The 25,972-nt window shown below is 69.6% G+C and carries 24 protein-coding genes; 12 read left to right on the top strand and 12 right to left on the bottom strand.

The window, feature by feature from the left end; translation table 11 throughout:
• Window positions 1-429: 429 nt before the first annotated feature.
• On the bottom strand, window positions 430-1,902 hold the full coding sequence (locus ACWGIS_RS13675) for an FG-GAP and VCBS repeat-containing protein (protein WP_453362580.1): 1,473 nt from the start codon (window positions 1,900-1,902) through the stop codon (window positions 430-432).
• A gap of 198 nt (window positions 1,903-2,100) precedes the next feature.
• Between ACWGIS_RS13675 and ACWGIS_RS13670 the strand changes: the two genes are divergently transcribed.
• Window positions 2,101-2,769 carry a class I SAM-dependent methyltransferase gene (locus tag ACWGIS_RS13670; RefSeq protein WP_453362579.1) on the top strand — a complete coding sequence of 223 codons (669 nt, stop codon included), beginning with the start codon at window positions 2,101-2,103 and terminating at the stop codon, window positions 2,767-2,769.
• 152 nt (window positions 2,770-2,921) lie between these two features.
• Here ACWGIS_RS13670 and ACWGIS_RS13665 read toward each other — a convergent pair whose 3' ends face one another.
• Both ACWGIS_RS13665 and ACWGIS_RS13660 read right to left on the bottom strand, forming a co-directional pair.
• Complete coding sequence (locus tag ACWGIS_RS13665) at window positions 2,922-3,566, bottom strand: DsbA family oxidoreductase (RefSeq protein ID WP_453362679.1); 645 nt, start codon at window positions 3,564-3,566, stop codon at window positions 2,922-2,924.
• Window positions 3,567-3,698: 132 nt separating this feature from the next.
• On the bottom strand, window positions 3,699-3,845 hold the full coding sequence (locus ACWGIS_RS13660; RefSeq protein ID WP_453362578.1) for a hypothetical protein: 147 nt from the start codon (window positions 3,843-3,845) through the stop codon (window positions 3,699-3,701).
• Window positions 3,846-3,946: 101 nt separating this feature from the next.
• Between ACWGIS_RS13660 and ACWGIS_RS13655 the strand changes: the two genes are divergently transcribed.
• Window positions 3,947-4,474: an HflX-like GTP-binding protein gene (locus tag ACWGIS_RS13655; protein WP_453362577.1), complete on the top strand. Its 528-nt coding sequence runs from the start codon at window positions 3,947-3,949 to the stop codon at window positions 4,472-4,474.
• 417 nt (window positions 4,475-4,891) lie between these two features.
• Here ACWGIS_RS13655 and ACWGIS_RS13650 read toward each other — a convergent pair whose 3' ends face one another.
• On the bottom strand, window positions 4,892-5,710 hold the full coding sequence (locus tag ACWGIS_RS13650) for an enoyl-CoA hydratase/isomerase family protein (protein ID WP_453362576.1): 819 nt from the start codon (window positions 5,708-5,710) through the stop codon (window positions 4,892-4,894).
• Window positions 5,711-6,706: 996 nt separating this feature from the next.
• Here ACWGIS_RS13650 and ACWGIS_RS13645 point away from each other — a divergent pair.
• The 3 genes from ACWGIS_RS13645 (at window position 6,707) to ACWGIS_RS13635 (ending at window position 9,341) form a co-directional block, all read left to right on the top strand.
• Window positions 6,707-7,267: an NADPH-dependent FMN reductase gene (locus tag ACWGIS_RS13645; protein ID WP_453362575.1), complete on the top strand. Its 561-nt coding sequence runs from the start codon at window positions 6,707-6,709 to the stop codon at window positions 7,265-7,267.
• A gap of 757 nt (window positions 7,268-8,024) precedes the next feature.
• Window positions 8,025-8,393 carry a DoxX family protein gene (locus ACWGIS_RS13640; RefSeq protein ID WP_453362574.1) on the top strand — a complete coding sequence of 123 codons (369 nt, stop codon included), beginning with the start codon at window positions 8,025-8,027 and terminating at the stop codon, window positions 8,391-8,393.
• A gap of 279 nt (window positions 8,394-8,672) precedes the next feature.
• On the top strand, window positions 8,673-9,341 hold the full coding sequence (locus tag ACWGIS_RS13635; protein ID WP_453362573.1) for a class I SAM-dependent methyltransferase: 669 nt from the start codon (window positions 8,673-8,675) through the stop codon (window positions 9,339-9,341).
• Between the two features lie 231 nt (window positions 9,342-9,572).
• Here ACWGIS_RS13635 and ACWGIS_RS13630 read toward each other — a convergent pair whose 3' ends face one another.
• Genes ACWGIS_RS13630 through ACWGIS_RS13620 form a run of 3 tightly spaced genes read right to left on the bottom strand, consistent with a single transcriptional unit; the run spans window position 9,573 to window position 12,372 of the window.
• The gene (locus tag ACWGIS_RS13630) at window positions 9,573-10,280 is read right to left on the bottom strand and encodes an NADPH-dependent F420 reductase (protein ID WP_453362572.1); all 708 of its coding nucleotides are present in this window, start codon (window positions 10,278-10,280) and stop codon (window positions 9,573-9,575) included.
• Between the two features lie 18 nt (window positions 10,281-10,298).
• Window positions 10,299-11,330, bottom strand: coding sequence for an LLM class flavin-dependent oxidoreductase (locus ACWGIS_RS13625; RefSeq protein WP_453362571.1), 1,032 nt, complete (start codon window positions 11,328-11,330; stop codon window positions 10,299-10,301).
• A complete protein-coding gene (locus ACWGIS_RS13620; protein ID WP_453362570.1) occupies window positions 11,323-12,372 on the bottom strand; it encodes an LLM class flavin-dependent oxidoreductase in 1,050 nt (349 codons plus the stop codon). The genes ACWGIS_RS13625 and ACWGIS_RS13620 overlap by 8 nt, the downstream gene beginning before the upstream one ends.
• Before the next feature lie 847 nt (window positions 12,373-13,219).
• On the opposite strand from ACWGIS_RS13620, the gene ACWGIS_RS13615 reads away from it, so the two are divergent.
• From ACWGIS_RS13615 to ACWGIS_RS13595, 5 genes are all read left to right on the top strand, one after another.
• The gene (locus ACWGIS_RS13615; protein ID WP_453362569.1) at window positions 13,220-13,531 is read left to right on the top strand and encodes a WhiB family transcriptional regulator; all 312 of its coding nucleotides are present in this window, start codon (window positions 13,220-13,222) and stop codon (window positions 13,529-13,531) included.
• A 217-nt stretch (window positions 13,532-13,748) separates the two neighbouring features.
• Window positions 13,749-14,351: a TetR/AcrR family transcriptional regulator gene (locus ACWGIS_RS13610; protein ID WP_453362568.1), complete on the top strand. Its 603-nt coding sequence runs from the start codon at window positions 13,749-13,751 to the stop codon at window positions 14,349-14,351.
• Window positions 14,352-14,552: 201 nt separating this feature from the next.
• Window positions 14,553-15,239, top strand: a complete 687-nt coding sequence (locus ACWGIS_RS13605) for an SDR family NAD(P)-dependent oxidoreductase (RefSeq protein ID WP_453362567.1) — start codon at window positions 14,553-14,555, stop codon at window positions 15,237-15,239.
• Between the two features lie 184 nt (window positions 15,240-15,423).
• The gene (locus tag ACWGIS_RS13600; protein ID WP_453362566.1) at window positions 15,424-15,834 is read left to right on the top strand and encodes a nuclear transport factor 2 family protein; all 411 of its coding nucleotides are present in this window, start codon (window positions 15,424-15,426) and stop codon (window positions 15,832-15,834) included.
• Window positions 15,835-16,223: 389 nt separating this feature from the next.
• Window positions 16,224-17,714 (top strand): hypothetical protein, encoded by a 1,491-nt coding sequence (locus ACWGIS_RS13595; RefSeq protein ID WP_453362565.1) that lies wholly within the window; start codon window positions 16,224-16,226, stop codon window positions 17,712-17,714.
• Between the two features lie 232 nt (window positions 17,715-17,946).
• On the opposite strand, the gene ACWGIS_RS13590 is transcribed toward ACWGIS_RS13595, so the two are convergent.
• Window positions 17,947-18,552, bottom strand: coding sequence for a dihydrofolate reductase family protein (locus tag ACWGIS_RS13590; RefSeq protein WP_453362564.1), 606 nt, complete (start codon window positions 18,550-18,552; stop codon window positions 17,947-17,949).
• Window positions 18,553-18,792: 240 nt separating this feature from the next.
• Complete coding sequence (locus ACWGIS_RS13585) at window positions 18,793-19,641, bottom strand: class I SAM-dependent methyltransferase (protein WP_453362563.1); 849 nt, start codon at window positions 19,639-19,641, stop codon at window positions 18,793-18,795.
• Window positions 19,642-20,138: 497 nt separating this feature from the next.
• On the opposite strand from ACWGIS_RS13585, the gene ACWGIS_RS13580 reads away from it, so the two are divergent.
• On the top strand, window positions 20,139-20,783 hold the full coding sequence (locus ACWGIS_RS13580) for an MBL fold metallo-hydrolase (protein ID WP_453362562.1): 645 nt from the start codon (window positions 20,139-20,141) through the stop codon (window positions 20,781-20,783).
• Window positions 20,784-20,792: 9 nt separating this feature from the next.
• On the opposite strand, the gene ACWGIS_RS13575 is transcribed toward ACWGIS_RS13580, so the two are convergent.
• Window positions 20,793-21,218: a MarR family winged helix-turn-helix transcriptional regulator gene (locus tag ACWGIS_RS13575; RefSeq protein WP_453362561.1), complete on the bottom strand. Its 426-nt coding sequence runs from the start codon at window positions 21,216-21,218 to the stop codon at window positions 20,793-20,795.
• A gap of 165 nt (window positions 21,219-21,383) precedes the next feature.
• Window positions 21,384-22,346, bottom strand: coding sequence for a threonine ammonia-lyase (locus ACWGIS_RS13570; RefSeq protein WP_453362560.1), 963 nt, complete (start codon window positions 22,344-22,346; stop codon window positions 21,384-21,386).
• A 209-nt stretch (window positions 22,347-22,555) separates the two neighbouring features.
• Between ACWGIS_RS13570 and ACWGIS_RS13565 the strand changes: the two genes are divergently transcribed.
• Complete coding sequence (locus ACWGIS_RS13565) at window positions 22,556-23,728, top strand: hypothetical protein (RefSeq protein ID WP_453362559.1); 1,173 nt, start codon at window positions 22,556-22,558, stop codon at window positions 23,726-23,728.
• 153 nt (window positions 23,729-23,881) lie between these two features.
• On the opposite strand, the gene ACWGIS_RS13560 is transcribed toward ACWGIS_RS13565, so the two are convergent.
• Window positions 23,882-25,921 (bottom strand): condensation domain-containing protein, encoded by a 2,040-nt coding sequence (locus ACWGIS_RS13560; RefSeq protein WP_453362558.1) that lies wholly within the window; start codon window positions 25,919-25,921, stop codon window positions 23,882-23,884.
• Window positions 25,922-25,972: the final 51 nt, after the last annotated feature.

Here is a 25,972-nt window from a genome sequence, read left to right as displayed (position 1 = left end):
GGGCGGCTTCGGTGCCGAGTTCCCGAGACAACCGACGTGCTCGACGTACAGAGTACGGAGCGTCGGCGGGAGTCCGGCCCGTGCCCCCCAACCGCACTCACCGGACGCACGATCCGGCCCCCTCAGCCCGTCACCCTGTCTGTCCGCCGAGCGAAGCACAGCGCATCTGCGCAGGTCAAGGGGTGTGCGGTGGCTGCCATCGGCCCGAGGGCGTGCCCGGCAGGACTGGCGTCGACGTCCCGGACGAGAGGGGGGAATGTTCGGGATCCCGGCAACCCCCGTGCCCGCCGAGACCAGTCGTGCCCCTTATCGACGGACATCACATGACATGTGTTCCGAGTGGCTTGTCGCGAGGGCGGCCCGGTGCGAAAAGCGGGCCTGTGGCGAGGTGACCACGCCCCGGGCCCGCTCATGATCCTGTCGTGAGGCTTACGGGATCACCACGCCCGGGCCGTTGTCACCGCTCAGGTTCTCGCCGAACAGCGCCTTCGACGCCACGGCGCTGATGTCCACCGGGTTCTCGGCGACCGACCGCGAGGCGGTCAGACCCGAGGTGCTGCCGCGCAGCAGCCATGCCGCGCCGCCGTTCACGATGGTGCCCAGATTCTCGCCGGGCGCGCCCGCGATCAGGTCGGCCTTGCCGTCGCCGGTCATGTCGAGCAGTCGCGTCGAACCGCCGAACACGTCACCGGACTCCGCGGCACCCGGCACGCCCGTCGTGTCCTGGTGGAACGCCTGCGCCCCCGTACCGGTGACACCGCCCCTGCCGCCTTTCAGCAGTACCACGGCGCCGGCCTTCGCCTTCGAGCCGATCGCCTCCCCCGGGACGCCGACCGCCAGATCGGGATATCCGTCGCCGTTCACGTCACCCGTGCTCAGCCGCCCGCCGAACTGGTCGCTCTTCTCGCTCACCCCGGGCACGCCCGCCGTGTCCTGCGTGATCGTCCGAGTACGCGTCTGGCTGGGACCGGACGCCGAACCGTAGTAGATCTTGACGGTGCCGGCGTCCTCCTCGTTCTCGGTGATGCCGTTGGGGAAGATCCGGGTCGCGAGGTCGTCGTAGCCGTCCTGGTCGAAGTCGGCGACGGCGGTGCCGGCCGCGGAGTTCAGCCGCTGTGGAACGGTGGACAGGCCGTCCTCGGTGCCGAGCCACAGCTTGCCGCCCTCGGCGTGGTTCTCGTAGACGTAGAAGGTCGCGAGGTCCTCGATGCCGTCGCCGTTGAAGTCGCCCGCGGCGGTGGAGTTGATGGTGTTGTCGGTGCTGTACACCAGCAGCTGCTGCTCACGATCCGGAGAGCCACCCCGGTCGAAGGGCCCGTAGAGCACGTCGTGGTAGTCGTACTCCTCGCCGTTGCTCATGAAGAGGTCGACGTGCCCGTCGTCGTCGAAGTCACCCGCGGTGATGTCGGCGCCGACCTGGGCGTTCGCCGGTGCCTTGATACGGACGGCGTCCTGGCCGGTGATACCGGTGGTCCGGCCCCAGAGGACGATGACCGACCCGCTGACGCCGGTCTCCGGCTGATAGTCGCGGGCGACCAGGGCCAGGTCCGTCAGCCCGTCGCCGTCCAGGTCGCGGGCGATCATGTCGTATCCGAAGACCTGGTTGTCCCCGGAGGCGCCGGGGACACCCGGGGTGTCCTGGTGGATGACCGTGGTGCGCGCGGGGTCGAAGCCCTGCGCGGAGCCGTAGGTGATCGCGATGTAGCCGGCCCAGGTATGACCGCCGACCTGCCCGCCGGGAGCGGCGACGGCGATGTCCTGGTAGCCGTCGCCGTTGAAGTCCTCGCGCACGGTGGCGGCGGTGCCCGCGGCGGAGGCGGTCCCCGCCATGACGGGCACACCGAACGACCCGATCAGGGCGGCGGCTACGGCGGTCGATATGGCGGGTCGGCGGATGCCCACGGTTCCTCCTTGTAGCGCGCGCGAGGTCGAGACGCGCACGCGAAAAGCGATTCACCTGCCAGACACGCGGCAACGGCTGATGGTTGTGCGCTGAACGGCATGTGAACGGGTGGAGGACGGGCGGAGTTCACAATCCGCGCGACGCCGGCATCGCTGGAAGTTGTCCGTGCGGCCCGGCCGGGGTCATATCGTTGGGCGATGCGCGCACACCCAGTAGACCGCCCGGCCGATCTCGACACCGTCCGTGAGTCCTACGACCGCGTGGCCGACAACTACGCCCACATGGTGCTGACCACGGGGATCGGTGACATCCGCCGCGACCCTTGGCACAAGGCGTCGATCGACGCATTCGCCGACAGCGTCGGAGAGTTGGGGCCGGTCCTCGATGTCGGCTGCGGCCCCGGAACGGTGACCGCCTACCTCGCCGAACGCGGAATGGACGTGTCCGGGGTGGATCTCTCGCCTCGCATGATCGAGAACGCGCGCCGTCTCCATCCGGAATGCCGCTTCGATGTCGCCTCGGCCACCGAACTCGACCTGGAGGAAGCGTCCCTCGGCGGCGTGCTGGGGTGGTGGTCCCTGTTCAACCTGCCACGTGACGTCCTTCCTCAGGTTCTCGCCCTGTTCACCCGCGCCCTGAAGCCAGGCGGCTACCTCATCACCGCGACTCACGTCGGCGAAGAGGACGCGGTGCGCACCGAGGCCTACGGCGGCGTGGCCGTCCGCTGGACGACGCACAAGTGGCGGCCGGAGGAGCTAGTGGAGCTGATCGTCAACGCCGGCCTGTACCCGGTCGCCGAACTCCGGCTGCCGCCCACGGATTACAGCGGGCCGGGTGTGGTCGTCATGGCCAAGCGCCCTGACTGACGGTCAACACACGCGCCAGGTTGGGGATTTGGAGGCCGTTCAGGATGCCATCGCGCTTCGGGCTGAGTGCACACGCGAGCGGATCGGGCGTTCGGGCCGCCAGCAGGTCGCCTCCCCGACCCGGGCCCGGGGGCGGGGGTGATGTTCACCCCCTAGGCGGCCGGGCGATTCGCCCACGCCTGCTCCAGCGCCCGGGTGAACGCCTCGGGCGACTGGACACCGCTCACGCCGTAGCGCCGCTCCAGCACGAAGAACGGCACACCGCTCGCACCCAGTTCGGCGGCGAGCCGCTCGTCGGAGCGCACCTCTTCGGCGAAGGCGTCCGGATCGGCCAGCACCTCGCGCACCTCGGCCTCGTCCAGCCCGGCTGCCACAGCGAGCGCCACCAGGGTCCCCTCGTCGTAGATCGAGGACTCTTCGGCGAAGTGGACACGGAAGGCCTGGTCCAGAAGTTCGCTCTGCCGGCCACGGGTCTTGGCGAAGTGAGCGAGACGATGCACGTCGAAGGTGTTGCCGAAAACCCGTCCACCGACCCGGAATTCGAGCCCGACGGCGTTCGCCATACCCTTGGCCTGTTCCTCTCGGGCTACCTGCTGCTCATGGGTACGCCCGTACTGCGCCGCGACGGCATCGATGATCGGCACCATGCCGTTCTCCGCCTCCGGATTTAGCTCGAACGAACGGTGAACGACCTCCACCTCGTCGCGGTGCGCGAAGGCGGCGAGCCCCTTGGCGAAGTGCGCCCTGCCGACGTAGCACCACGGGCAGGCGACGTCTGTCCACATCTCGACTCGCATCATCTGAGCTCTCCATTCACAGTGCCGACGGACTCGTCCCGTCGACAGGTTGCGGTCCCGGTCTGGTCGATCATGCGGGCATCGCTCTCACTGAAGAATAGGCGACCGCCCGTCTATGAACAAAAGGCCAGCTCAGGCGGCTGAACGGTACCGACTGCGCGAGGTCAGCCCCACCATCACCGCGACGTACACCTCGCCCGGACAGGCGAGGGCGCGAAGCTCGGCTCCCGTGGTGGACGTCCGGCGCATGTCGACCCGGTCGACTTTCGCGAGCGCCATGCTGTCGAGTGCGCGATCAACGTCGATAACGCCACCGCGCTGTCGCCACGAGATACGACGAGCTCGCGGTCCGCTACGGGGCGACCGTCACCATCGCCGTCGTGAACGAGTGGCTCTGCATGTGCTCGCCGAGCCGGGTCAAGGGGAAACCCGATATCGCTCCAGGCAACAAGGCCTTTAACCTGTGGCGCATGCATCAGCCCCGCAGGCGCGACCGGCGCCCGGCTCGCCGCGTGCCCTCGGAGCCGACCCGGCGCCGGGCGTTTCGACTCACGGCCATGGGTGCTGACGTAGTCCTGGTTGGCTACTTCTCTGCGAAGCAGAAGGACTTCGAAACGCTCATGGCGTCGGCAGCCGGAGAACTGGCAGCGCGCGGTGCTCGGGTTGGCGTGCAGATGGTGCAACGGCGAGGCGTCTCGGCCGGCGGGGTCCAGAGGATGGGTCTGCCCTACTCCTCCCGGACTCTGCTGAGCTACGGGAAAGTCCGTGAAGTGGCGCAGGCCTGTGACCAGGCCAACGCTGACGCAGTGATCTTTGTTGCTTCCTTGACCGAGCGCCAGCAGCGCACGCTCACGGGCCTGCTTGGCCGCCCCGCTGTGAGTCTCTCCGACATCCTTGCTCCCGACTGACAGCGCACTCGCAGCGGGCTGACGAGAAACGTTTTGGCTGCCGCGAACGCGCGCCGTTCATGACGTACACGCTGGGGCCCTGATCGCTCAAGCCGATCCCTCAGGGACAGCGGCCATGAACGCGGGGTCAACCGCATTCAGGACGTCTCGACCGCCGCAACGCGCTCATAGCGGGCCGCGCGTCGATGAACGAAGTCGCCCTGCGCGTCGGCGCCGGCGCCGGCGCCGGTCACGCCCTGCCCGCACTGCGTTGTGCGTGGTCCGGCGGCCAACAAACTCGATGGAGCTACTCGTTCGCACACGGCAGCGCACCCAACCACATGAGGACGGCAGCGCTGACTGATCGTAGGAGGACGGCCTGTAACCGCCGCGTCCGCGATGCCGAAGCGTGTCGCAGTCTTGTTCACCTACCTCACCTCACCCCGCCACGCGACGGCCGAGGTCGAGCTCCACACCGTCGGGCCGCTGAAGGCCGCGATCGAACAGGGAACGGACGCGGTCGGCGTTCTCGGGCCGGCCGGACGTCTGGAAGAAGGCTTGCAGGCTCGCGCCGTAGGACTGGTCCGTGGGAAGCGACTCGACATCCACCAGGGCCTTGATCCGGGTGACGGCAGTCTTGTCGAAGCCGGCGACGCGACGGGCGAAGCCGTCCACGAACCGCTCCAGCTCGCTCTCGGGCACGACACGGTTGACGTAGCCGTACGCCGCCGCCAGATCGGCGGGGAAGTCGTCGGCGCCGAGCAGGATCTCCAGTGCGCGCCCACGACCGACGATGCGCGGAAGGCGGCCTGTGGGATTGCCGCCGGGGACCGAACCGACGCTTACCTCGAACTGCCCCAGGATGGTGCCGGGCCCGGCGAAGCGGACGTCCGTCGCGAGGACGAACTCGCTGCCGGCCCCGCGGGCACGTCCGTTGATCTCGCTGATCGTGAGCGCGGGGACCTTGCCGAGCCGGTAGAGGTTGTCCGCGAAGGGGTGCAGGCCGGAGGCGGCCGGTGTCATGGCAGCGACGCGGGACCTGTCGGACAGCATGTCCCAGTGGGCCATGAAGAAGTCCGGATTGGCACTGCGAAAGACGACGGCGGTCAGTTCCGGTGCCTCTTCGATGCGGGTGACCAACTCGGCCAGCTGCTCGATGGTGTCGGGATCGATCAGGTTGATCTCGCCGTTGGAGAAGGTCACCCGCCAGTAGGACGTGCTGACCTCTTCGACGGCGAACTGCTGCTCGGCGCTCATCAAGACTCCTTGAGAGGTGAGTGGGGTGCAGATGCGAGGCGACGTCCCGCCGCAGAGGAAGAAGCCGTCGGTGGCCGAAGAAACCCTCGATCCGCCCACCGGTACCACGGGCTACGGACAGCCGAGAAGACGACGCCCACCTCGCAGGCGGCGTCGCGCGGCCGGCCCCGACTGTGTCCATGGGCGCCCCGAGCCGGCCGACCTCCAAACTGAGATCCACTTGAGCACCTGACTGGAGCAGCCAGCGAAAAGAGGCAAGCCGGCAGCATGCCGAGGCAGCATCACGCGTCTGCTTCAAGTGACACACGTTGTCGCACCGACCGCACGCCGGAGCTGTTCGGCGATCACTGCGGCCTGCTGGTTGTGCGCGAGGCACTGCACGGAGCGACCTCCTACTTGGATTGCAGGGACCGCTTGACCGTCGCGAACGACGTGTTCCCCCAGGACCTCGGAGTCCGATTCCACGGCGCCCGCCATGTCTGGAGTCCGTAGGAGCCGAGCCGATCGTGCTCTCCGTGTTCGGATGGACGCCTGTCGTGAGCAGCGGACCACCGCCCTGGTGATCGCGGCACCCACCCCTACCCTCCGCACCTCACGACCGGCCCAGCATTCCCGGCAGCGACAGAGCACGACGGTTCCCCTCGTCGCGCCTGGTGAGCCCGCCGGATCGTCGTCCGCATACGGACGGGCGGGTTCGGGACGGCCGTCGCACCAGCTCCGCTGTACGCCGGCGGCCCTCGGTTCAGGTGATCCGATCCCCCGCTCTCCGGCCCATCGCCTGGCGCCGCCCCTGCAGCTCTGGTACCGCTTCCCCGCCGAGGAGGCACGACTCCGGTTCCGGTCGAAGCCTCGACGGAGCCTGCCCACGTCCGGCGGCACAGCGCCGAGGACGCGGCCGAATCGACATTACTTGACTCGACAAGTTTCGGTGTTATATTGCTTGTAGTAGCAATTAAGTCGGGCGGCTTACGGGTCACCCACACGAAAGGCTCTGGTATGACCAAGATCGGAATCATCCTCGGCAGCACGCGTCCCGGCCGGAACGGTGAGGCCGTGGCCCGTTGGGTGCTGGACGTCGCCTCGAAGCGCTCGGACGCCGAGTTCGAGCTGGTCGACCTCCTCGATTACAAGCTCCCGCACCTGGACGAGGCGCTGCCGCCCTCGATGGGGCAGTACGCCCAGCCGCACACCCAGGAGTGGGCGCGCAAGATAGCCTCCTTCGACGGATTCATCATCGTGACGCCCGAGTACAACCACTCGACGTCCGGCGTGCTGAAGAACGCGATCGACTACCTCTTCGCCGAGTGGAACAACAAGGCCGTCGGCTTCGTCAGCTACGGCGCCATGGGCGGTGCCCGTGCGGTCGAGCACCTGCGCCTCATCGTCGGCGAACTGCAGATGGCCGACGTGCGTGCTCAGGTCGGCCTCTCGCTCTTCCACGACTTCGAGAACTTCAGCGTTCTCAAGCCCGGCGACCACCAGGTCGAAGCGCTGAACGCGACCCTCGACCAGGTTCTGGCCTGGAGCCGCGCGCTCGCCCCGCTCCGCGCCGCCTGACCGGCGGGACCTACCCGCGTCACGGCCCCCACGCGCAGACCGACGTCACCAGACGTACGGCTGATGACGTCGGTCTCACGCCGGCGCAATCGGCTCCGCCCTCCCGCAGTCCCACGAAGACCATGAGGGACCGTCTGCTGCGGACGGTTGTGCGGAGGCGGTGAGCGGGGACAAGGGGGTCCATGTGCCCGTGGGCGGGTGGACCCCCTCGCGTCCCGCGTTCGACCACGGATGGGATTCCCGTCCCTCATGATCGAACCCCGTGATCGACACCCGTACGCGGGCAGAGCCTGGCGCAGCACACGCCGGTTCGGCCTACCGTGCGGACTAGAACAGCCGTCTCGGGCGAATCGGAACCAGTACTCCGCGATACGCAGCTCTGACGAGTCTCTTGCGCGGATCAGCGCCGACCAGTGCGGATCGGCACGGAAGGGCCGGGTGCACCGCTGAGCTGAGCCCCTGCGCTCCCGCCTCGCCGCTCGCCGGGATCACGGCAGTACGTGGTCCGGTCGCCAGCCGGGGCCGTGCGCACTTGCCCACTCCCGCGTCCTCACCCATCGGCGGCGACGCAGCCATGCTCGGCCCCTCCGATGCCGCTCACTGGGCGGGCAGCTCGGCGTCCGCGCCTCCCACATGCCCGTCCCCCACCGCGAACGGGCCGCGCTGCCATGTGCCCGACGGACGACGCACGTCCCTTCAGCCCGCTACGGGCGGACCACATGGCCACATCACCCTTCAGCCTCGAACAAGGATCCTCGTGTACATCGCCGCTGTCATCCTCAGTGTTCTCCTCGCTCTCTTCTCGCTCGCCGCGGGTGCCCCGAAGGCCCAGCTGAAGGGCGACGTGCCGGAGGGCCTCGTCGCCAAGGGACTCAGCTCCGGCCTGGTCCGCTTCATCGGACTCTCCGAAGTGGCCGCCGGTTTTGGCCTGTTGGCCGGCATCTGGTGGCAGCCCCTCGGCATAGCCGCCGCCATCGGCATGGTCCTCCTGCTCATCGGCGCGATCGGCTACCACGCGAAGTGGGGCGACTACGCGGACAGCAAGACCCGCAACGCCGCGATGGCGCCGGTGATCTTCTGCCTGATCTCGATAGCCACGGCCTGGACTCTGGCAGCCTCGCTGTAAGGCAACTCACCCTCCCCGGGCCCACCGAGGAGCTGCGCAGTGGCGGCCTGACCGAGGCCACCTCCCGTACTGAGTACGGGAGGTGACGCGGTTCGGCCGCCGCTCACTGCACGCTTCCGGCGACAGCCTTCGCCGACTCGACTGCCCGACGCCTCCGTGTTGACCGCGAAGCTCGCAGGGTTGCTCGGACGTTGATCGCCGAGGCGTGAGCCCACTCCAGGTTCGACCACTTGCTCACCGGGCAACGGCGATGTCGGTGCATCCGTCTACATTCGCCTCGTGACTGAGCCTTCTTACCTGTCTCAGGTCCGGGAGTCGTACGACACCGTGGCCGACGCTTACGCCGCCCTGGTCAAGCCGCCATCAGAGCTGGACCCGTTGTCCCGCTCGATGCTGACCGCGTTCGCCGAACTCGTGCGGGCATCTGACCGAGGACCGGTCGCAGACCTGGGCTGCGGCCCGGGCAAAGTGACGGCTCACCTCGCGGGACTCGGGGTGTCGCCGATCGGCATCGACGTGTCCCCGAGAATGATCGAACTGGCGCGCACCGCCTTCCCAGACCTGTGTTTCTCCGTGGGATCCATGACCGCCCTGGAGTTCGCAGACGACGCGCTCGGAGGCATCCTGGCCTTCTACTCCACCCATCACACGCCTCCGCAGCTGCTGCCGCTCGTGTTCGCCGAGTTTCACCGCACCTTGGCACCCGGTGGACATCTCCTCCTCGTGGGCCACGTCGGTTCCGGTGAGCACCGTCGTCCTGCACAGGCCTACGGCGGCCTTCCCGTGTCCTTCGAGTCCTATCGCCTGCCTGCAGGCCGGCTTGCGCAGTTGCTGAACGGGGCGGGGTTCGCCATCGACGCTCAGCTGGTGCAGGAGCCCGACGAGAAGTTGAACTGGAAGATCGCCGGCTTCCTTGCACACAAGCCGACCTCCGAGATGCCAGCTTGACTCCTTGGCCCCCTCAGCGCCTTTGAGAGCCCGAACGTGCAAGCCGTCCTCGGAGCGGTCACCCAGGTCCAGCAATGTCGGTACTACGCAGCTCGCTCGCTCAGCAGGGCGGCGTGCGGGCGTGGCCAGACGCCGCCCTCGGCCCAGTCCAGCAGCCGACGCCAGGTGTGGCTCCCGTCGACGCTCGCCGAAGTTTCCCTCTCGCTTCGCCTCACGTGAGGCCGACAGGTTTCAGTTCGCGTCCGCCGCCTGAGTCGAGCGGGCCTCGGTGATCAGTCGTCCGTGTTCCGACCTGGGGAACCGTTCGAGCATCGCGCGGAGTTCGCCGGCGGCGACGTTGGCCCCGAAGAGCTCGGTACCCGGACCCAGCCGGACGCCTTCCGCGAGCGAGCCGGCGTCGACGGGGTCGAAGCCGAGGGCGTCGACCAGGACGGCGACCGCCGACAGGTCCGCCGGGCCGTCGCCGGCGATGGCGATCGCTTTGCGCCCGGCGGTGCCTTGCGGCGACGCCCCGTCCTCCAGGTCGTGGTAGCCCATGTGGTTGAACGCCTTGACGACCCTCGATTCCGGCAGGAACGCCTGAACCATCTCACTGGTGGAGGTGCGTGGATCGGTGAATTCGTCACGCACGCCGTCGACCTCCCACCAGTAGTTCATCGCGTCGATGACGAGCTTTCCGCGCAGCGCGTCGACGGGGATACCGCGGTACTTGCCCAGGGGAAGGGCGAGGATCGCGACGTCCGCCTGGGCCGCCGCCTCGGCCGCGGTGACCGCGACCGCGCCCGGGGCGAGGACCTCGACGGTGAGCGCGATCTTGTCCGGTGCTCCCGAGCCCGCGACGAGTACGCGGTAGCCGGCGGCAACGGCCAGCCGGGCCAGCACGGTTCCCACCTTTCCGGCGCCCAGAATGCCGATCGTGCGTACGTCTTCGATGTCCATTCCGTCTCCTTCCACGGGTCAGCCTGCGAGGATGTCGCGGACCATGGGGATCACCTTCGTGCCGTACAGCTCGACCGAACGCAGGCGAGCGCTGATCGACTGCGAGCCTGCGGCGTAGATGAGGTCGAACCGGCCGACGCCCAGTTCGCTCACGGCCCGGGCGATCTTGCGGGCGACCGTCTCGGGAGAACCGATGTACAAGGAGCCGTGCGCGATCTCGGCCTCGTACTCCTCCCGGCGTATCGGCGGCCAGCCGCGCAGGGCGCCGATACGGTCCCGGATCACCCGGTAACCCGGCCAGTGCGCCTCGCGGGCCTCCTCGTCGGTGTCGGCGACGAAGCCGGGCGAGTGCATGGCGACCGGATGGGCGGTGGTGCCGAACTGGGCCGTGGCGCGCTCGTACAGATCGATGTAGGGCGCGAACCGCGCCGGGGAACCGCCGATGATGGCGATCATCAGGGGAAGTCCGTGCCGAGCGGTGCGCACCACCGACTGAGGGGAACCGCCGACGCCGACCCACGTGGTCAGGTGGCCGGACTCCGTCGTCGGGTAGACCTCCACATGGTCGAGCGGCGGCCGTACCGTCCCCTGCCAGGTGACGGGCTTCTCCTTGAGCAACTGCACGAAGAGGTCGAGCTTCTCCTCGAAGAGGAGGTCGTAGTCGGCGAGGTCGTAGCCGAACAGCGGGAACGACTCCGTGAACGAGCCGCGCCCCAGGATGACTTCGGCTCGTCCGTCGCTCAGCGCGTCGAGCGTCGCGAACCGCTGGAAGACCCGGACCGGGTCGTCGGAGCTGAGGACGGTCACGCCGGAGGACAGACGGATGCGCTTGGTGCGGGTGGCGATGCCGGACAGCACCGTCTCCGGGGTGCTCACCGAGTACTCGGGGCGGTGGTGCTCGCCGAGTGCGAGGACGTCGACGCCGATGTCGTCCGCGAGGATCGCCTCGGTGACGGTCTGGCGTATCGACCTGGCGTGGGAGACGAGAGCACCGGAGTCGTCTTGGGGCACGTCGCCGAAGGTGTCCAGGCCGAGGATGAGATCAGACATGTGTGACTTCCTTGCTCAACATCTCCCGCACGCGCGGCGCGACTTCACTGCCCAGCAGTTCGATGCTGCGGGCGCGGGCCTGGCGCGGAAGATGCATGATGTCGTATTTGAGGTCGAAGCGACTCAGGTGCAGGTCACGGGCGACTTCCGCGATTTTGCGGGCGACCGTCTCCGGGGACCCGACGAACAGCGCGCCATCGTCCAGTTCGGCCTCGTAGCGCTGTCGGTCCGGCTTGTAGAACCCGCGCTCCTCCGCGAGCCGGGTCACGACCGGTTCCCAGTACTGCCACCAGGTCTCCCTCGCCTCTTCATCGGTGTCGGCGACCAGCCCGAGTGAATGCTGACCGATGGGCTGGGGGTCGTGTCCTGCCTGCTCCAGCGCCCGGTGGTAGAGCTTCACGTGGCCGGCGAAGCGCTGCGGCCGGCCGCCGATGACGGCAAGCATCATCGGCAGGCCGTAACGGGCGGCACGGAGGACGGAGTTGGGACTGCCGCCCACGCCGATCCAGGTGGGTATTCCTCCGGGGCGCATCCGCGGACGCAGCTGTTGGTCGGTGATCGAGGTACGGGTCTCCCCGTTCCAGGTCACCCTCTCTTCCCTCTGCAGCCGCAGGAAGAGGTCCAGTTTCTCTTCGAAGAGCTGCTCGTAGTCGGCGATGTCGTAGCCGAACAGGGGGAACGACTCCGTGGCCGAGGCGCGCCCGAGGACCAGTTGGGCGCGGCCGTTCGACACCGCGTCCAGCGTGGAGAATTCGTGGTAGAGCCGCACCGGGTCATTGGTGCTCAGCACCGTCACGGACGTTCCCAGCCGTATCCGCTCCGTGGCCGTGGCCATGGCGGCGAGCAGAACGGGAGTGGCGCTGTCGACATGTCCCGGCCGGTAGTGCTCACCGACACTGAACACGTCGACCCCCGAAGCCTCGGCGAGCTTCGCCTCCTCCACGAGGAGTCGGACGGTCTCGGCGTCGTCGAGCGTCCGGCCGCCGTCCGTCGCGACTTCGCCGAAGGAGTCGAGGCCGACCTCGAAGGCGCTGGTGTGCATGGCCTTTCCTTCCGTTGCTCCGTTGCCACTCCCGGACGGTGACGAACCCGGAAGGGTTTACTTGACTCGTCAAGCATGCCTTCATGTGTTTGACTAGTCAAGTAGATGGGCATGCATGTGTCCCGCTTCACCGCGGAGGCGTCAGCCGACGCCGATTTCATGGTTCGGACACAGGACCCGCAGCTCAGCGGCGCTCGCTGTCCCGACCGGCCGGCCTCTCGCCGACTCGCCGCAGACGCCGGTGACGGACCGACCCATCGACGCCGCACCGCCGTAGCGACCACATGGCCGCCCGCAGCAAGAGCCGAGACCGTCCGGCTACGAGCACTCGGCACGGCTCGGCACGGTCCACGCGGTCGACCCGACGCGACGCGGACGACCTGATGCGGCGCGAACGACCCGGCGCGGCGCGCACAACACGGCCCCGACGGGCCCCGCCGGTCGCAGGCAGGCAGGCCGGTCGGTGGCAGCCGGCCGGGCCGGTCGGCCCGACCGCCGCATTCCCGGCAGACGAGGATCCCCTGCGGCATGCCTTCCGAGCCGACGAGGTGGCGACCAGCAGCCCTCGTGCACATGGCCAGGCAGCCGCCTCTCCCACTTTGGGTCCTTACCTGCCAACGCAGCCCTCAACCGGACCGCCGTCGGTGACGCGCCGACCTCCGGGCAAGGCTCAGTCGACACGCGCGAGTAGGCGGTGCACCTCTCGATGCTTTCGCCATTCGCCCTCAACGGGTCTTATCTTGCCGGATTTTGATTAGGGATCAGATGACGTAGCGTGATGCCTGACCTGATGGGGGACGACCATGTGCGTTCGCAAGGGAGCCACGAAAAGGGGGCGGCACGCTGTATGGCGAACACCGACTGGATGAGACAGGGGTCGTGCCGGACAGCCGACCCGGACGAGTTGTTCGTGGAGGGTGCCGCGCAGAAGCGCGCCAAGGCGCTCTGCACCGGCTGCCCGGTCCGTACGGAGTGTCTGGCTCACGCCCTGGACGGGCGCATCGAGTACGGCATCTGGGGTGGCATGACCGAGCGGGAGCGGCGCTCCCTGCTACGGCGCCGGCCGACCGTCGTCTCGTGGCAGGACCTGCTGCGGACAGCCCGGTTCGATCACGCGCGCACCAGCAAGGACCCCGTCTTCGAAACCAGGGCAAGCTGACGGCCGCCAGGGCCCGGCCCCGGAGTGACTCGGCAGCGGTAGTCACGACGCGCGTCGTCGCTCTCGGCCACCGGGATCGGCGTGGCATGACCACCTGATCACCTTCAATCGTGAAGTCGAGCCCTTCGCCGTCACCGCTATCGATCGGAAAGGGCACTCCGGCCGACCGCTGTCACGTTCTGGATTCCCGGTTCCAAAACCTCTTAGCATCGTCCACATGGGTAGGCCACGATCGTTCGACGAGGCCGCGGTGCTTGACGCGGTGGCCGCGGAATTCCGGGTGCACGGCTTCGCCGACACCTCGACCGAGCAGCTCTGCGAGGCGGCGGGGGTGCGGCGCAGCAGCCTGTACAACGCCTTCACCTCCAAGGACGAACTGTTCGTGCGTGCCCTGGAGAGGTACGTGGCCGGGTACCGCGAGGCACGGACACGGCTGCTCACGGACGACCGGCTCAGCGGGGGCGAGCGGCTTCGTATCCACATGGAGGGGGTCGTCGAGGAGGAGCGCCTCGCGCGGGAGCAGGGGCATGCGGCCGGCTGCATGGTCGTACACACTTTGATGGCTCCGGACCTGCGGGAACGGGACGAGCGCGTGACCCGCATCCTCGACCGGGACCTGCGCGACCACATGACTCTCCTGGAGGAGGCGATCCGGGCCGGTCGCCTCGACGGCAGCATCCGGGCGGACGTCGATCCGCAGGAAGGTGCCTTGCTGATACTGGCGGTCATCTCCGGCTTGCGCGTGACCGCCCAATCCGGGGTGGAACCCGCACTGCTGCGACAGGTCTCACTCAGCGGCCTGCGTTCGCTGCTGAGTTGATGGCGTGACCGTCCTTGACGGGCAGTCGCTTGCCTTCATTTTAGATTTTGAAGTACAGAACAGTGCACGACAGCATCAGCCGATCACACATCAACTGTCACGCCGGCTGACCGGCCGATCCACGGAGTCGGCGTCATCAACTCCATGAACAGTCCGAACATCGTCAACGGCCCAGTCGAGCCACGTAATCGAAGGACACGCATGACCATCACACTCATCACCGGGGCCAACAAGGGCATCGGCTTCGAGACGGCCAGGCAGCTCGTGGCGTTGGGCCACGTCGTCTACGTCGGCGCCCGGGACGTCGAGCGGGGCGAGAAGGCCGCCGCGGCGCTCGGCGCACGCTTCGTGCAGCTCGACGTGACCGACGACGCATCGGTGAGCAGGGCTCTCGCGACGATCGACTCGGCCGAGGGCCGGCTCGACGTGCTGGTGAACAACGCCGGCATCCTCGGGAACGGCGCCCTGGACGGTCCCACGGCACTCCGGGCTTTCGACACCAACGCCGTGGGGGTGGTGCGCGTCACGGAGGCGGCGCTTCCCCTGCTGCGCAAGTCGGCGAACCCCACCGTGGTCACCGTGTCGAGTAGCGCGGGATCCTTCTGGGCGGTGACCAATCCGCAACGGCCGGAGTTCAACCTGCCGTTGGCGCTCTACTCGGCGTCCAAGTCGGCGGCCACCATGCTCACGGTGCAGTACGCCAAGTCCCAGCCCGGCATCAAGTTCAACGCCGTCGAGCCCGGTACCACCGCGACCGACCTGACCGCGGCGTTCGGCGTCGGAAGGACGCCGGAGGAGAGCGCCAGGGTCGTCGTGCGCCTCGCGACTCTCGACGCGGACGGCCCGACCGGAACGTTCCAGGACGAGAACGGTGAAGTGCCCTGGTAGGAGCCTGGAGCGGTCGGGGCGGCCAGGCATGGGCCGTGCCCGACCGTCCGCGGTGTGCCTTGGCGCAACTGCCCCACTCACGCGGGTGTTGCCGAGGACGCCCGGAAGCACATCCCTGCCGACCACGATCGGCATGACGAAGAGGAGCACGGAAATGGTGAGCGGGAACGTGAGGGAGGAACCAGTGAGTCAGCGGCATGAGATCGTCCGTGCATACTTCGAGCGAGTGGACCGGGGAGACCCACGAGCAGCCGATCTCTGTACTGACGACGTCGAGCTGTACTTCCCGAAGTTCGGGTTCGGGCGAGGCAAGGGCGCCATCGCCGACCTGGCGCGACGGCTCGACCTCGGGCACCTCGAACATGACCTCGACGGCCTGGACATCATGACGAGTGGAGATCGCGTGATCGTCGAGGGACGCGAATGGGGTACCACTCGCGACGGCCGCACATGGCCCGACGGCGAGGTGTCCCAAGGCCTCTTCTGCAACGTCTTCACGTTCCGCGGCCTCCTGATCAGCAAGCTCCACATCTACACGGACCCGGACTTCACCAGCAGCCATCAGGAGAAGGTCAGGCAACTCCACGTAGGCTGATCCTTCGCGCTGTCCGGGGCTCAGCGGGCCCCGCGACGCCCCGGGGCGGTGATGGTCGGCGATTGCGGCGCTCGGCCTCGGGTCCAGCGTCGGCGTCGCCGATCACCGCTCCCATGAACGGGCAACGGCACAAGGCACTTTCGCCACGGCGTGCAAATGCTGCGGACGCACGGCACGCGGCTTGATGGCTCAGGCTCGCATCGCGGGCTCGGGCGGCGGCGGCCGTGCCGACGCGCCGCTCGACGCCGCCACCCTGAACGCCACATCCCTGCGTACCCTTCCGTGCCGTGGCGTTCACCGTTCCGTCGCTCGGTGGCAGGCATCGGGCCATGTCGCTGACCGGACCATCAGGTGTGATCGAGAGCCCCGTTCCCCCACCGCGTCCGGCGGTGCCGATGCCGCACGGTGTCGCCGCCTGGAATGCGACGGACACCCGCCGGTGGCTGGCAGCACGCCCCGGCGTGTGGTCGCACCCGCTGCCCACAGCCCTCGCCCTGGGCGCTGCGTTCGCCGTTGCGACGGACGCCCCGTCCGGCGAGCTGCACACGTACCTCTGCGGTGGCCACGCATCGTGTGATCCCCGGTGGTGGGTCACCGCGCACCTGGGACTCGCCGTCGTGGTCGTCCTGCACTGGCTGCGGCGCCTGCCGCTCCTGGCGGCGTCCGCTCTGCCGCTGATCGTCCTCGGCACAGCGGTGCAGCCCCGCATCCCGGCTGCGACGTGCGCCGCCGTGGCCGTCGCGGCCGGGTACGCGGCGCTCGGATGCCTGCACCGCCTGCACGTCGCCCGCCGGCAGAGACACCTCGCTCTCCATGCCGCCGGTTCCGCGCGGTTGCCCCTGCCGGAGGATGTCGACACCAGTGGTCGCAGCGGACCGGACATCGGCTGCGGTGTGCCCCTCCTCGCGTTCGCTCTGCTGGCTCTCACACTGTCGGCTTTCCACAGCACCGTGCTGTGGAAGCCCTCGGACTGGCAGTACCTCGGGCTCTTCACCCTTGTGATGGGACTGAACACGGGCGCAACAGGACTGGCGGCACGACGCAGGATCGCCGTCCTGCGCCGGTCACCGGCGCCCGCGCTCCGGGTGCTGTTGCGTCCCGGCGGCGGCGCCGACGACCGGCGAACGGACATCTTCGCCGCGGACGACGCCGAAGGAAGCTCACCCGTCTTCTCCTGCTGGACCAGCCTCCCCTCGGACGGCGTGCTGCGCGAGGCAGTGCTCTACGGAGTGCCGTGCACCGGAGCCGAGTTGATCCTTCGCACGGAGGAAAAAGGCGGGTTCACCACCGAGCCGGTACGGCCTCAGTACCGCGCGGAGCCGCCCGCCGACAGCTGGGAGACCGGCGCGGGAGTGGTGCGGTGGCGGGCCGGGATCGTGGCCCGGTCGATTGTGCTGGCGTATCTGGCGCTGCTGCCGCTCCTGGTCGCGGGAACACAGGGGCCCACCCCGAACTTGCCAGGCGCGTACGTCCTAGCAAGCGTGGTGGCGGTGTCGGTGCCGCTCGTCGTCACCGTGCTCAACTGGCAGGTGCTGGCCGACCGCGACGGTCTCAGGATCACCACCATGGTCACGACTCACCGTGTGCCGTGGGACAAATTCCGCAGCGTCACCGCCGACGACTCGGGATTTCAGGTCCGGTACGCCGTCGACCGCACCGCGGAGGTCTACCCCGCACTGCCTCCCCGCTGGATCGCCGCGCTTCTGTCCCGTCGACCACGCGCACGTGCCGCGGTCGACGCGATCCGCGTCCTGGCGGCTGATCCGGCACTCAGACCGACCGAAGCGGCGCGGGCGGCGCGCCCGCACGAGCGGGTGGTGGGTCCGGCAGTCGCCGTCTACTGCCTGGCGATATGCATCGCCTCGGTGCTCGTCGCCTGACCGCGCACAGCGCAGTGCACGGACGACGATGCCGGTCCGGCTTTCCCGCGCTCGATGACGTCGCCGGGCGTCGGGGAAGCCGGGGCGGCAGAGGCCACCGGCTTTCGACCGCGAGGCCAGAGACCGCGGGCGGCGCAGTGCCGTCGAGCGGTGCATCAGCCGCCTGGAGCCATGGCGTGGCACCGGCACCGGGCACGGAGGACCTCGACATGACGACTGTCGCCTGCGACTTTCAGTAGCTGTCGTAGTCGGGCTCGCCGGTCGGTCGGAAGACGCCGACGACGGTGCCGCCCTTCGTCGTCGACACGCTGACCGGCTCCAGCGCGGTGGGGATCGCGCCGTCGGCGAACAGCCGCTTGCCGCTGCCGATGATGACCGGGTGAATGGTGAGCCGGTACTCGTCGACGAGGCCGTGCCGCATGAGCGTCTGGGCCAGGTCGCCGCTGCCGACGACATTGATGTTGCCGCCGTCGGACGCCTTCAGCTTGCGTACGGCATCGGCGGTGTCGCCCTCCAGCAGCGTGGAGTTCTGCCACTCGACGGACGTCAGGGTGCGGGACGCGACGTACTTGTGCATGGCGTTCATGCGATGGGTGAACGGGTTGTCGGGGTCGGCGGTCGGCCAGTACGAAGCGAAGATGTCGTACGTCTTGCGGCCGAGCAGCATGGCGTCGGAGTGCTCGTACCAGCCGGCGATGGCGGCGCCGACCTCGTCGTCCGACACCGGCTTCTGCCAGCCGCCGTGCTCGAACCCGCTCTCCGCGTCCTCGTCCGGGCCGCCCGGCGCCTGCATGACGCCGTCCAGCGTCAGGAACGTGCAGATGATGACCTTGCGCATGGTGCGCTCCCTTCGTCGACAGGTAGACCGCAAAGCCGCCGAAAACTCATCGGCGGAACAGCGCGGCGCAGCACCCAGGCCGCCACTCGGGTTAACGGCTTCGCCCGTCGGGCCGCCCGGTCATCCGATCCCCCGGTCTTCCGGTCTTCCGGTCTTCCGGTCTTCCGGTCTTCCGGTCTTCCGGTCTTCCGGTCTTCCGGTCTTCCGGTCTTCCGGTCTTCCGGTCTTCCGGTCCTTGGTCTACGCCGCCGCTCGGGCGCACAGCATCCAGCAGGCCGCGGTGAAACGTACTTCCGTGCCATGGACGTACGGGTCGAAGGCCGGGCGGACCATCTCGACGGCCCGGGCGCGCGTCCCCTCGTCCGCGTCGCGCAGTTTCAGGCCGACCGGGCCCAGGCGGGTGAAGTAGCCGACCAGTTCGGCTTCGGGCAGGACGCAGGTCACGTCGATCGGCCGGATGTCGACGTCGGCCCAGCCGCTTTCCCGCAGGATGCGGCCCACCCGGTCCGCGTCGGCGAAGCCGAACTGGCCCGGCTCGTCCGCGCGGCGGACCGGGAGGTCCGGCAGGAGCGGTGCCGCGGCGCGCTCGGCCGTCGTCATGAACGGATTGTCCTCGGGACCGCGCCACGCGATGGCTCGGAGGAGGGCGTCGTCCGCGGCGGCCCGCCGCAGGTTCGCGAAGGCGCGGACGGGATCCGGGAAGAACATCACCCCGAAGCGGGACACCACCGCGTCGAAAGCTCCCGGGTCGAAAGCGTGCTCCTGCGCGTCTCCGACGAGGAAGGACACGGAAGTCCGCTCACGCTCGGCGCGCTCCCGGGCGGCGGCGACCGCCGCCTCGGAGATGTCGAGGCCGACGCAGCCGCTCGATGTGCCGAGTCGCCGCGCGATGGCCAGGGTGGTGGAACCCGTGCCGCAGCCGACGTCGAGCACCCGGCCCCCCGGGGCGGCGGCGACCGCCTCGACGAGCAGTTCTTCGAGCGGCCTGAAGAGGTTCTCCAGGACGTCCTGCGCCGCCACCCAGGCGTTGCCTGCCGCTCCGTTCCAACGGGCCGCCTGGTCGCCCTCGTTGCGCTGTGCGCCGCCCATGGTCGCCTCCTCAGTTCTCCTCGTCGCGCCGAGGCGACACTGTGCCGCCTCCGTACGACCCGAGGTGAAGGCCATGATGTACCTGGGTCTCGCCGGTGTGACGCGGCGCGCCGACATTTCCGCATGGCCGCCGCGCGGCTTCCTCGCCTGAGCCGGCTCCTGGCTTCCGGCTCCTGACTTCCAGGCTTCCGGCTTCCGGCTTCCGGCTTTCGGCTTTCGGCTTCCGAGCCTTCTCTCGACCGGCCGACTCCGCTGTGTCCGCTCAGGCGGGCCGGACTCAGCCCGTACCAGCTCGCGCACCTTGACGACGTCGGCCCGCCACCCACTCCCTCGTCATCGTGACTTTGCCCGCGCAGGCCCGACGGCATCGTGGTCGGTGCCGCGCCCGCGAAGGCAACGCAGCCGACGCCATCTCCCCCTCCGACAACCGACAGCACCCTTTATTCGCAGCCTACCTGTACAGTTTGGCTGTACATATTTTTCGGCGGAGGATCACCATGAAGCTCACCAAGCACGCCCACGCCTGCGTGACCATCGAGAAGGACAGCGCCCGCCTGGTCATCGACCCCGGCACCTTCACCCCGGACGCGGCGGCGGCCGTCGCCGGCGCCGACGCCGTCCTGATCACTCACGAGCACTTCGACCACTTCGACGAGCAGCTCGTCGCCTCAGCCCTGGAGGCGCGACCCGAGCTGCGTGTCTACGGCACAGCCGCCGTCGCGGCCACCCTCGGCAGCCACGGCGGCCGCGTCCGCGCCGTCGCCGCGGGTGACACTTTCACCGTCGGCGCCCTCGACGTCTCGGTCCACGGACACCGGCACGCCCTGATCCACGCCGACATTCCCTGCCCCGACAACGTCGGCTACCTCTTGGACGGCGGAGCCGTGTACCACCCGGGCGACGCGTACTTCGCACCCGACGCCGCCGTACGGACCCTCCTGCTGCCGACCAGCGGCCCCTGGACCAAACTCGGCGAAGCCGCCGACTACGTCCGCGGCGTCAAGCCCGAGCGGATCATCCAGATCCACGAACTCATGCACAGTGAGCTCGGGCAGCAGTCCACCGCCAACATCCTCGGCGAGAACGGACTGACCGGAACCCCGATCACCCTGCTGGCCCCCGGCAGCACCGTCGAGCTGTGACGCAGCGCCTCACGCGTCCCGCAGACGGTCGGTCACCCGGGCCAACAAGCCCACGCAGTCGTGCAGTTGCCGCTGCTCCTCCGTATCCAGGGCTTCCCTGATCGCGGTGCCGAGCCGACCGGACCGCTGCTCCCGTTCGGCCTGCAACCGGGTCCGTCCGGCGTCGGTGAGGTGGACCAGGAGCTTGCGCTTGTCGGTGGGGTGGGGCTCGGTGCGGACGAAACCGTCGGCCAGGAGTTCCTTGACGGTCTTGGCGGCCGATTGGTGCGTCACCCGACGGTGGTGTGCCAACTCGGCCGTCGTCTGCGGACCACTGCGGTCGAGGTGGCCCAGGGCGGCGGCTTCTCCGGACGGCATGGTGTCCACCGTGCGTACGGCGCGGACCAGCTCACCGATCGTGTGGCGCAGCTCTTCGGCCAGCGCTTCGTCGTCCATGACCGCACCCTACCCGCAGCACTGAACCCGACTGTACAGTTCGGCTGCGCATTGCATGCCTGGGCCACTGCGGCGAGCGACACCGGCGTCACCCCTCGGCGCACGCTGCGCCTCTCCCGTACCGCCCAGGCCCCATGCACCCGGTATGCCGGTCATCGAGGTGCCCTACGCGTGCACCCAGCCGCGGTACGCGTCCATGTCGACGTTGCTGCCGCAGACGATGACGGCGAGGTGCCGGCCGGCGAAGCGGTCCCGGTCCTCCAGGACGGCGGCGACGCCGAGGGCCGCGGAGGGCTCGACGACCAGGCCGGCGCACTCCAGGAGCATCCGCATGCCGGTGACGATGGTCGTCTCGCGGACGAGGACGGCGTCGTCGGCCACCGCGAGAAGGTCGTCCAGGACGGCGGGGATGGGGTACCGGCCGGCGACGCCGTCGGCGATCGTGTCGGTCGACTCCGTGGTGACGACTCGGTGCTGGTGCCACGAGCGGGTCATCGCGGGTGCGCCGGCTGGCTGCACGCAGACCACCTCGACGTCCGGCGACAGGCTCTTGAGGACGAAGCCCACCCCGGTTGCCATCGCGCCACCGCCCAGGGCGAGCAGGACGGTGTCGAACGGGTCTGCTGAGCCCGCCAGTTCGAGACCGATCGTCGCCGCGCCCTCGCAGGTCTCGATGTCGAGGCTGTCCTCGACCAGCCGTATGCCTCGCGATCGCGCGAGGTGCGCGGCACGTTGGCGGGCGCTCTCGAAGTCGCCGTTCACGACCTCCAGTTCGGCGCCCACCGCGCGGACGCGGTCGAGCTTGGCTGCGGGCGCCGTGCGTGAGGCGACCACCGTCACCTGAAGGCCCCGACGGCGGCCGGACCAGCCGAGTGCCTGCCCGAGGTTGCCTGCACTCGCGCACACCGCCGCGGCGCTGCCCCGGTCCGCCAACTGCTGTGCGACGAGTTCCGTGCCACGCGCCTTGAAACTGCGCACCGGATTCGCCGTCTCCAGCTTGATGCTCACGGTGCAGCCGAGCTCACGTCCCAACGCGTCGCACCGGTACAGCGGTGTGTCCAGGAAGACCGGGTCGATGATCCGGCGGGCCGCGCGGATCCGGTCCAGATCGAGTCGCGTCGAAGGCATGCGCAAGAACGTAGCGTGCAGGACGGGCAGGCGGAGACGATGTCGATGAGACGAGAGCAGAAGCCCTTTGCGGCGGTCTCGTCGCCCCGGCGTCTACCCGTCTGTCGAGCCGGTTCCCTGCGGAAACCACTCTCACCTGGGGTGCGGCTTCACGTAAACTCCGGCCCGCTCCCCCACCCGCCGATGATGATCGAGACTCAGGGACACACATGCCCGTGCTGCGCCGCCTCGCCGCTCTCTGCGCGGCTCTCGTGATGCTCGCGGGATGCAGCGACTCCCGGGGAGAACACCAGGACCCCTCGCCCCGTACCAGCGGTCCGGACGGCAACGGGCGTGCACCCGCCTGGAGTTACGACTACACCGGTCGGAGCACCAACGCCTCCTTCACGGACATCGCGGCGGCCTCCGCCGACGACGCCTGGGCGGTGGGCAAGAGTCCCGTCACCGGCTGGGTGGACGATCAGCGGACACTCCTCTTCCACTATTCCGGGAAGGCATGGCGCCGCTATGAGCTTCCGCCCGCCCTGCGCCGCCTCGACGAGCTCCCGACCGTCCGGCTCGACTCCTCCGGCCCCGGGGACGTCTGGCTCTTCGCGGGCGTCCTCACCAATCCCGACAGGAGCCGTCCGCCCCTGGCCGCGCACTGGGACGGCGCGGTGTGGCAGACCGTCGGCCTACCCCGGGACTTCCCGCAGATCGTGAGGGGCGCCGCCGTCTTCGGTCCCGAGGACGCCTGGGTCGTCGACGGTTCGCGCACTGCCTGGCACTTCGACGGACGGCGCTGGCGCGCCTTCCCGCTGCCCGCTCGGGCACAGGCACTGGCAGGTGTGTCCGGGCGGGATCTGTGGGCGGTGGGATCCGATCCGACGCCTGCCCGCGATCCGGGTGCTGGCGCGGCGCACTGGGACGGCAGCCGGTGGACGAAGGCGACGATGCCCGAACTGGCACCGGGCCCGGAGGGCGACCCGCACTACGCCGGACTCACCGGCGTCATCGCCCTGTCGGCGGACGATGTGCGAGCCTTCGGCACCGTCTTGAGCGAAGGCGGGGACACGGACGCCTACTACGCTCCGCTCGCCATGCGATGGGACGGTTCGCGGTGGAGTGAGGAGGAAAGACCTCCGTGTTGCGTGAGCGGCCGGGCCGCGGGCGGCCTCCTTCTCACACCCAAGCGCTACCTGACAGCATCCGGCGAGGCGAGGCGGATCACACAACCGCGCTGCCGGATCCCACGGTCGGGCAAGGGTGGGTGCAGGCAGCACCTCGAACTCGAGGACTACGCGGCGATCCCGGGCACCCGACAGGTCTGGGGCGTCGGTTCGCTCAGAGGTGGCACGCCTCCTCCCCGCCCGGTCATCGTGCGCCTCTTCACGGCTCGCTGACCCGGGACACCCGCTCGGTTCGTGGCGCAGCCGCCGACGCTGTCGCGCCGCCGGGCACAGCTCAATCCGGCTGTCACCGGGGGTCGTTGGCACCGCCGGCGTGACCGTTGTCCGATGGCCGCCCACCCGACCGCGGACCGCAGTGGTCCGCGGTCACGTGCTGCGCGCCAGCACCGCCCCCAGGGCCCGGGACAACGCCCGGGCGCTCGGGTCCGCGCCGCCGGTACCGGTCATGACGACGGTCGGTGCCCTCCCGGTGCGCCGAGCGGTGCGACGGGCGATGTCGTGAGCGGGCCCGGCGGCGGAGCCCGATCCGCACAGGAGCAATCGCCGTCCCTCCCCGGCCAGTTCGGGCAGGGGCCCGGACGGCACCCGAAGACCCGTCATGTTGAGGGAGAGGATGCGCTGCGGCCCCTCGTGCTCGCGCAGGAGGGTGTCGTACACGCCGGGTGTGACTCCGGGTGCGGTGAGCAGGCACACGACGTCCGCTCCCGGCTCCCCGGCCCGCAGTACCGCCGGCCGGAGGCCCGCGCCGTCGGGCGGGGGTGATGCCATGCCGGGCACCGAGGAGCCTGCCAGCAGGTGCAGGGCGTCGCCCACCGTCAGCTGCTCGTCCCGGTGCTTCGGCAGACCGTCCAGCAGGTGCAGGCACTGGTCGAGGACGGTGCGGACGTCGGCGGCCGTGAATCTGGCCCGGTCGTACAAGGCGGTCAGTACGAGGGTGCCCTCGCTGTCGTGGTGCGCGGCCAGGGTCAGCGGGGTCGCCGTGTCACCGCCGGTACTGTGCGGCGCGCCCGCCCCGACGCCTTGCGCCGCCAGTTCGGCCCGCACGTTCTCGGTGAGGCCGGGCTTGCTGTCGAAGCGCACAGTGGTCTCGACGAGGCCGGCGTCCGGTCCGCGTCCGCTCCACCGGCGGACGTCCTCCTCGCAGACCCAGGCGTACGGGGGCAGGTCGAGCGCGGCGTCCCGAACCCGCAGCAGCAGGTCGGACAGCGGCGCGGCGGGCTCCACGTTGACGGTGACGGGCAGCGTCTCCCCCAGCAGCCCGGGGGTGTCGGCCGCGCCCCGCAACGACATGTCCCGCCCGGAGACATGCACACCGAACGCCACCGGCAGCGGCCCCCGGGACCCGGCCGCCCGGTACAGCAGCAGCGCCCATACGACGTGCAGCACGCTGCTCTCCCCCGCCCCCCGGTCCGCCGCCCACGCGCACAGCCGGTCCGTCTGGGAGGCGCTGAGGCGGCACTCGATGCGGCCGCGCCCTCCGCCGGGCAGGGGTGGCCCGCTCTGCCGGCCCACCCTGACGGCGGCAGCGGCCGGCGGCGCGGCCGAGGCCCAGAACGCGCTCGCGCCGGCCGGGTCCTGCCGGTCACGCCACCGGGCGTGGTCACGGAGGTCGGGGCGCCGCTGCCCGCCGGGCAGGACACCGCCGGCGAGGTAGGAACGGTAGAACTGCCGTACCAGCAGCCGCACTCCGCGTTCGTCCAGCAGGGCCGCGTGCCAGCTGACGACCACACGGGCGAGCCTTCTTCCGGTGCCGTCCCCGTGCGGCGCCCCGTCCAGCAGCAGGACGCGCAACAGGCCCGGCCGGTGCAGCTCGAAGCCGCGGGCCCGCTCCCGCTGGAGCAGTTCGCCCAGCGCGACTCCGGCGTGCGCGTGGTGGACTACCTCCACCGCCACGCGGTCGTGGAGCACCAGGCGAGCGGCACCCGCGAGGTCGAAACCGGCCCGCAGGACCGTCTCCCGCTCCGCGACGGACTGCCAGGCGGTGATGAACCGCCCGGAGTCCAACGGCCCCGTCCAGTCCCACCACAGCTGCTCCACGTACCGGCCCGACCCGTCCGAGTCCTCGACCGCCGCCGTGAGCAGGCGGCGCTGATCCCCGCTCACGGGGAGCGTGTCCGCCTCCGGGGGTGCCAGCAAGTCGGCCAGCAGGTCGTCGGTGAGCGACGCGCGGGATCCGGTCCGGGCGTGCAGCGTGAGCCGTTGGGCGGACCGGCCGGTGTGCCCGGTGTCCGCGCCGTCGGCCAGGGCGACGTCGTAGGACCGGTGGCGTGCCGCGACACGGGCCGCGACGGCCTCCGCACCGGTGCGGGTGAGCGAGCACAGGTCGAAGACGAGCGGCGTCCCGGTCGAGGACGGTTCGTGCACCACCGCCGGAACGGTGCCCAGGTGTTCGTGCCGGCTCATCATCCGTCCTCCCGGATGCCGCACACCTGCGCCGGACCAGTCGTCCCGGACCCC

The organism is Streptomyces sp. NPDC054842, assembly GCF_053611025.1.
Note: the sequence above shows the minus strand (reverse complement) of the source record. Positions and strands in the feature narration are given on the sequence as shown.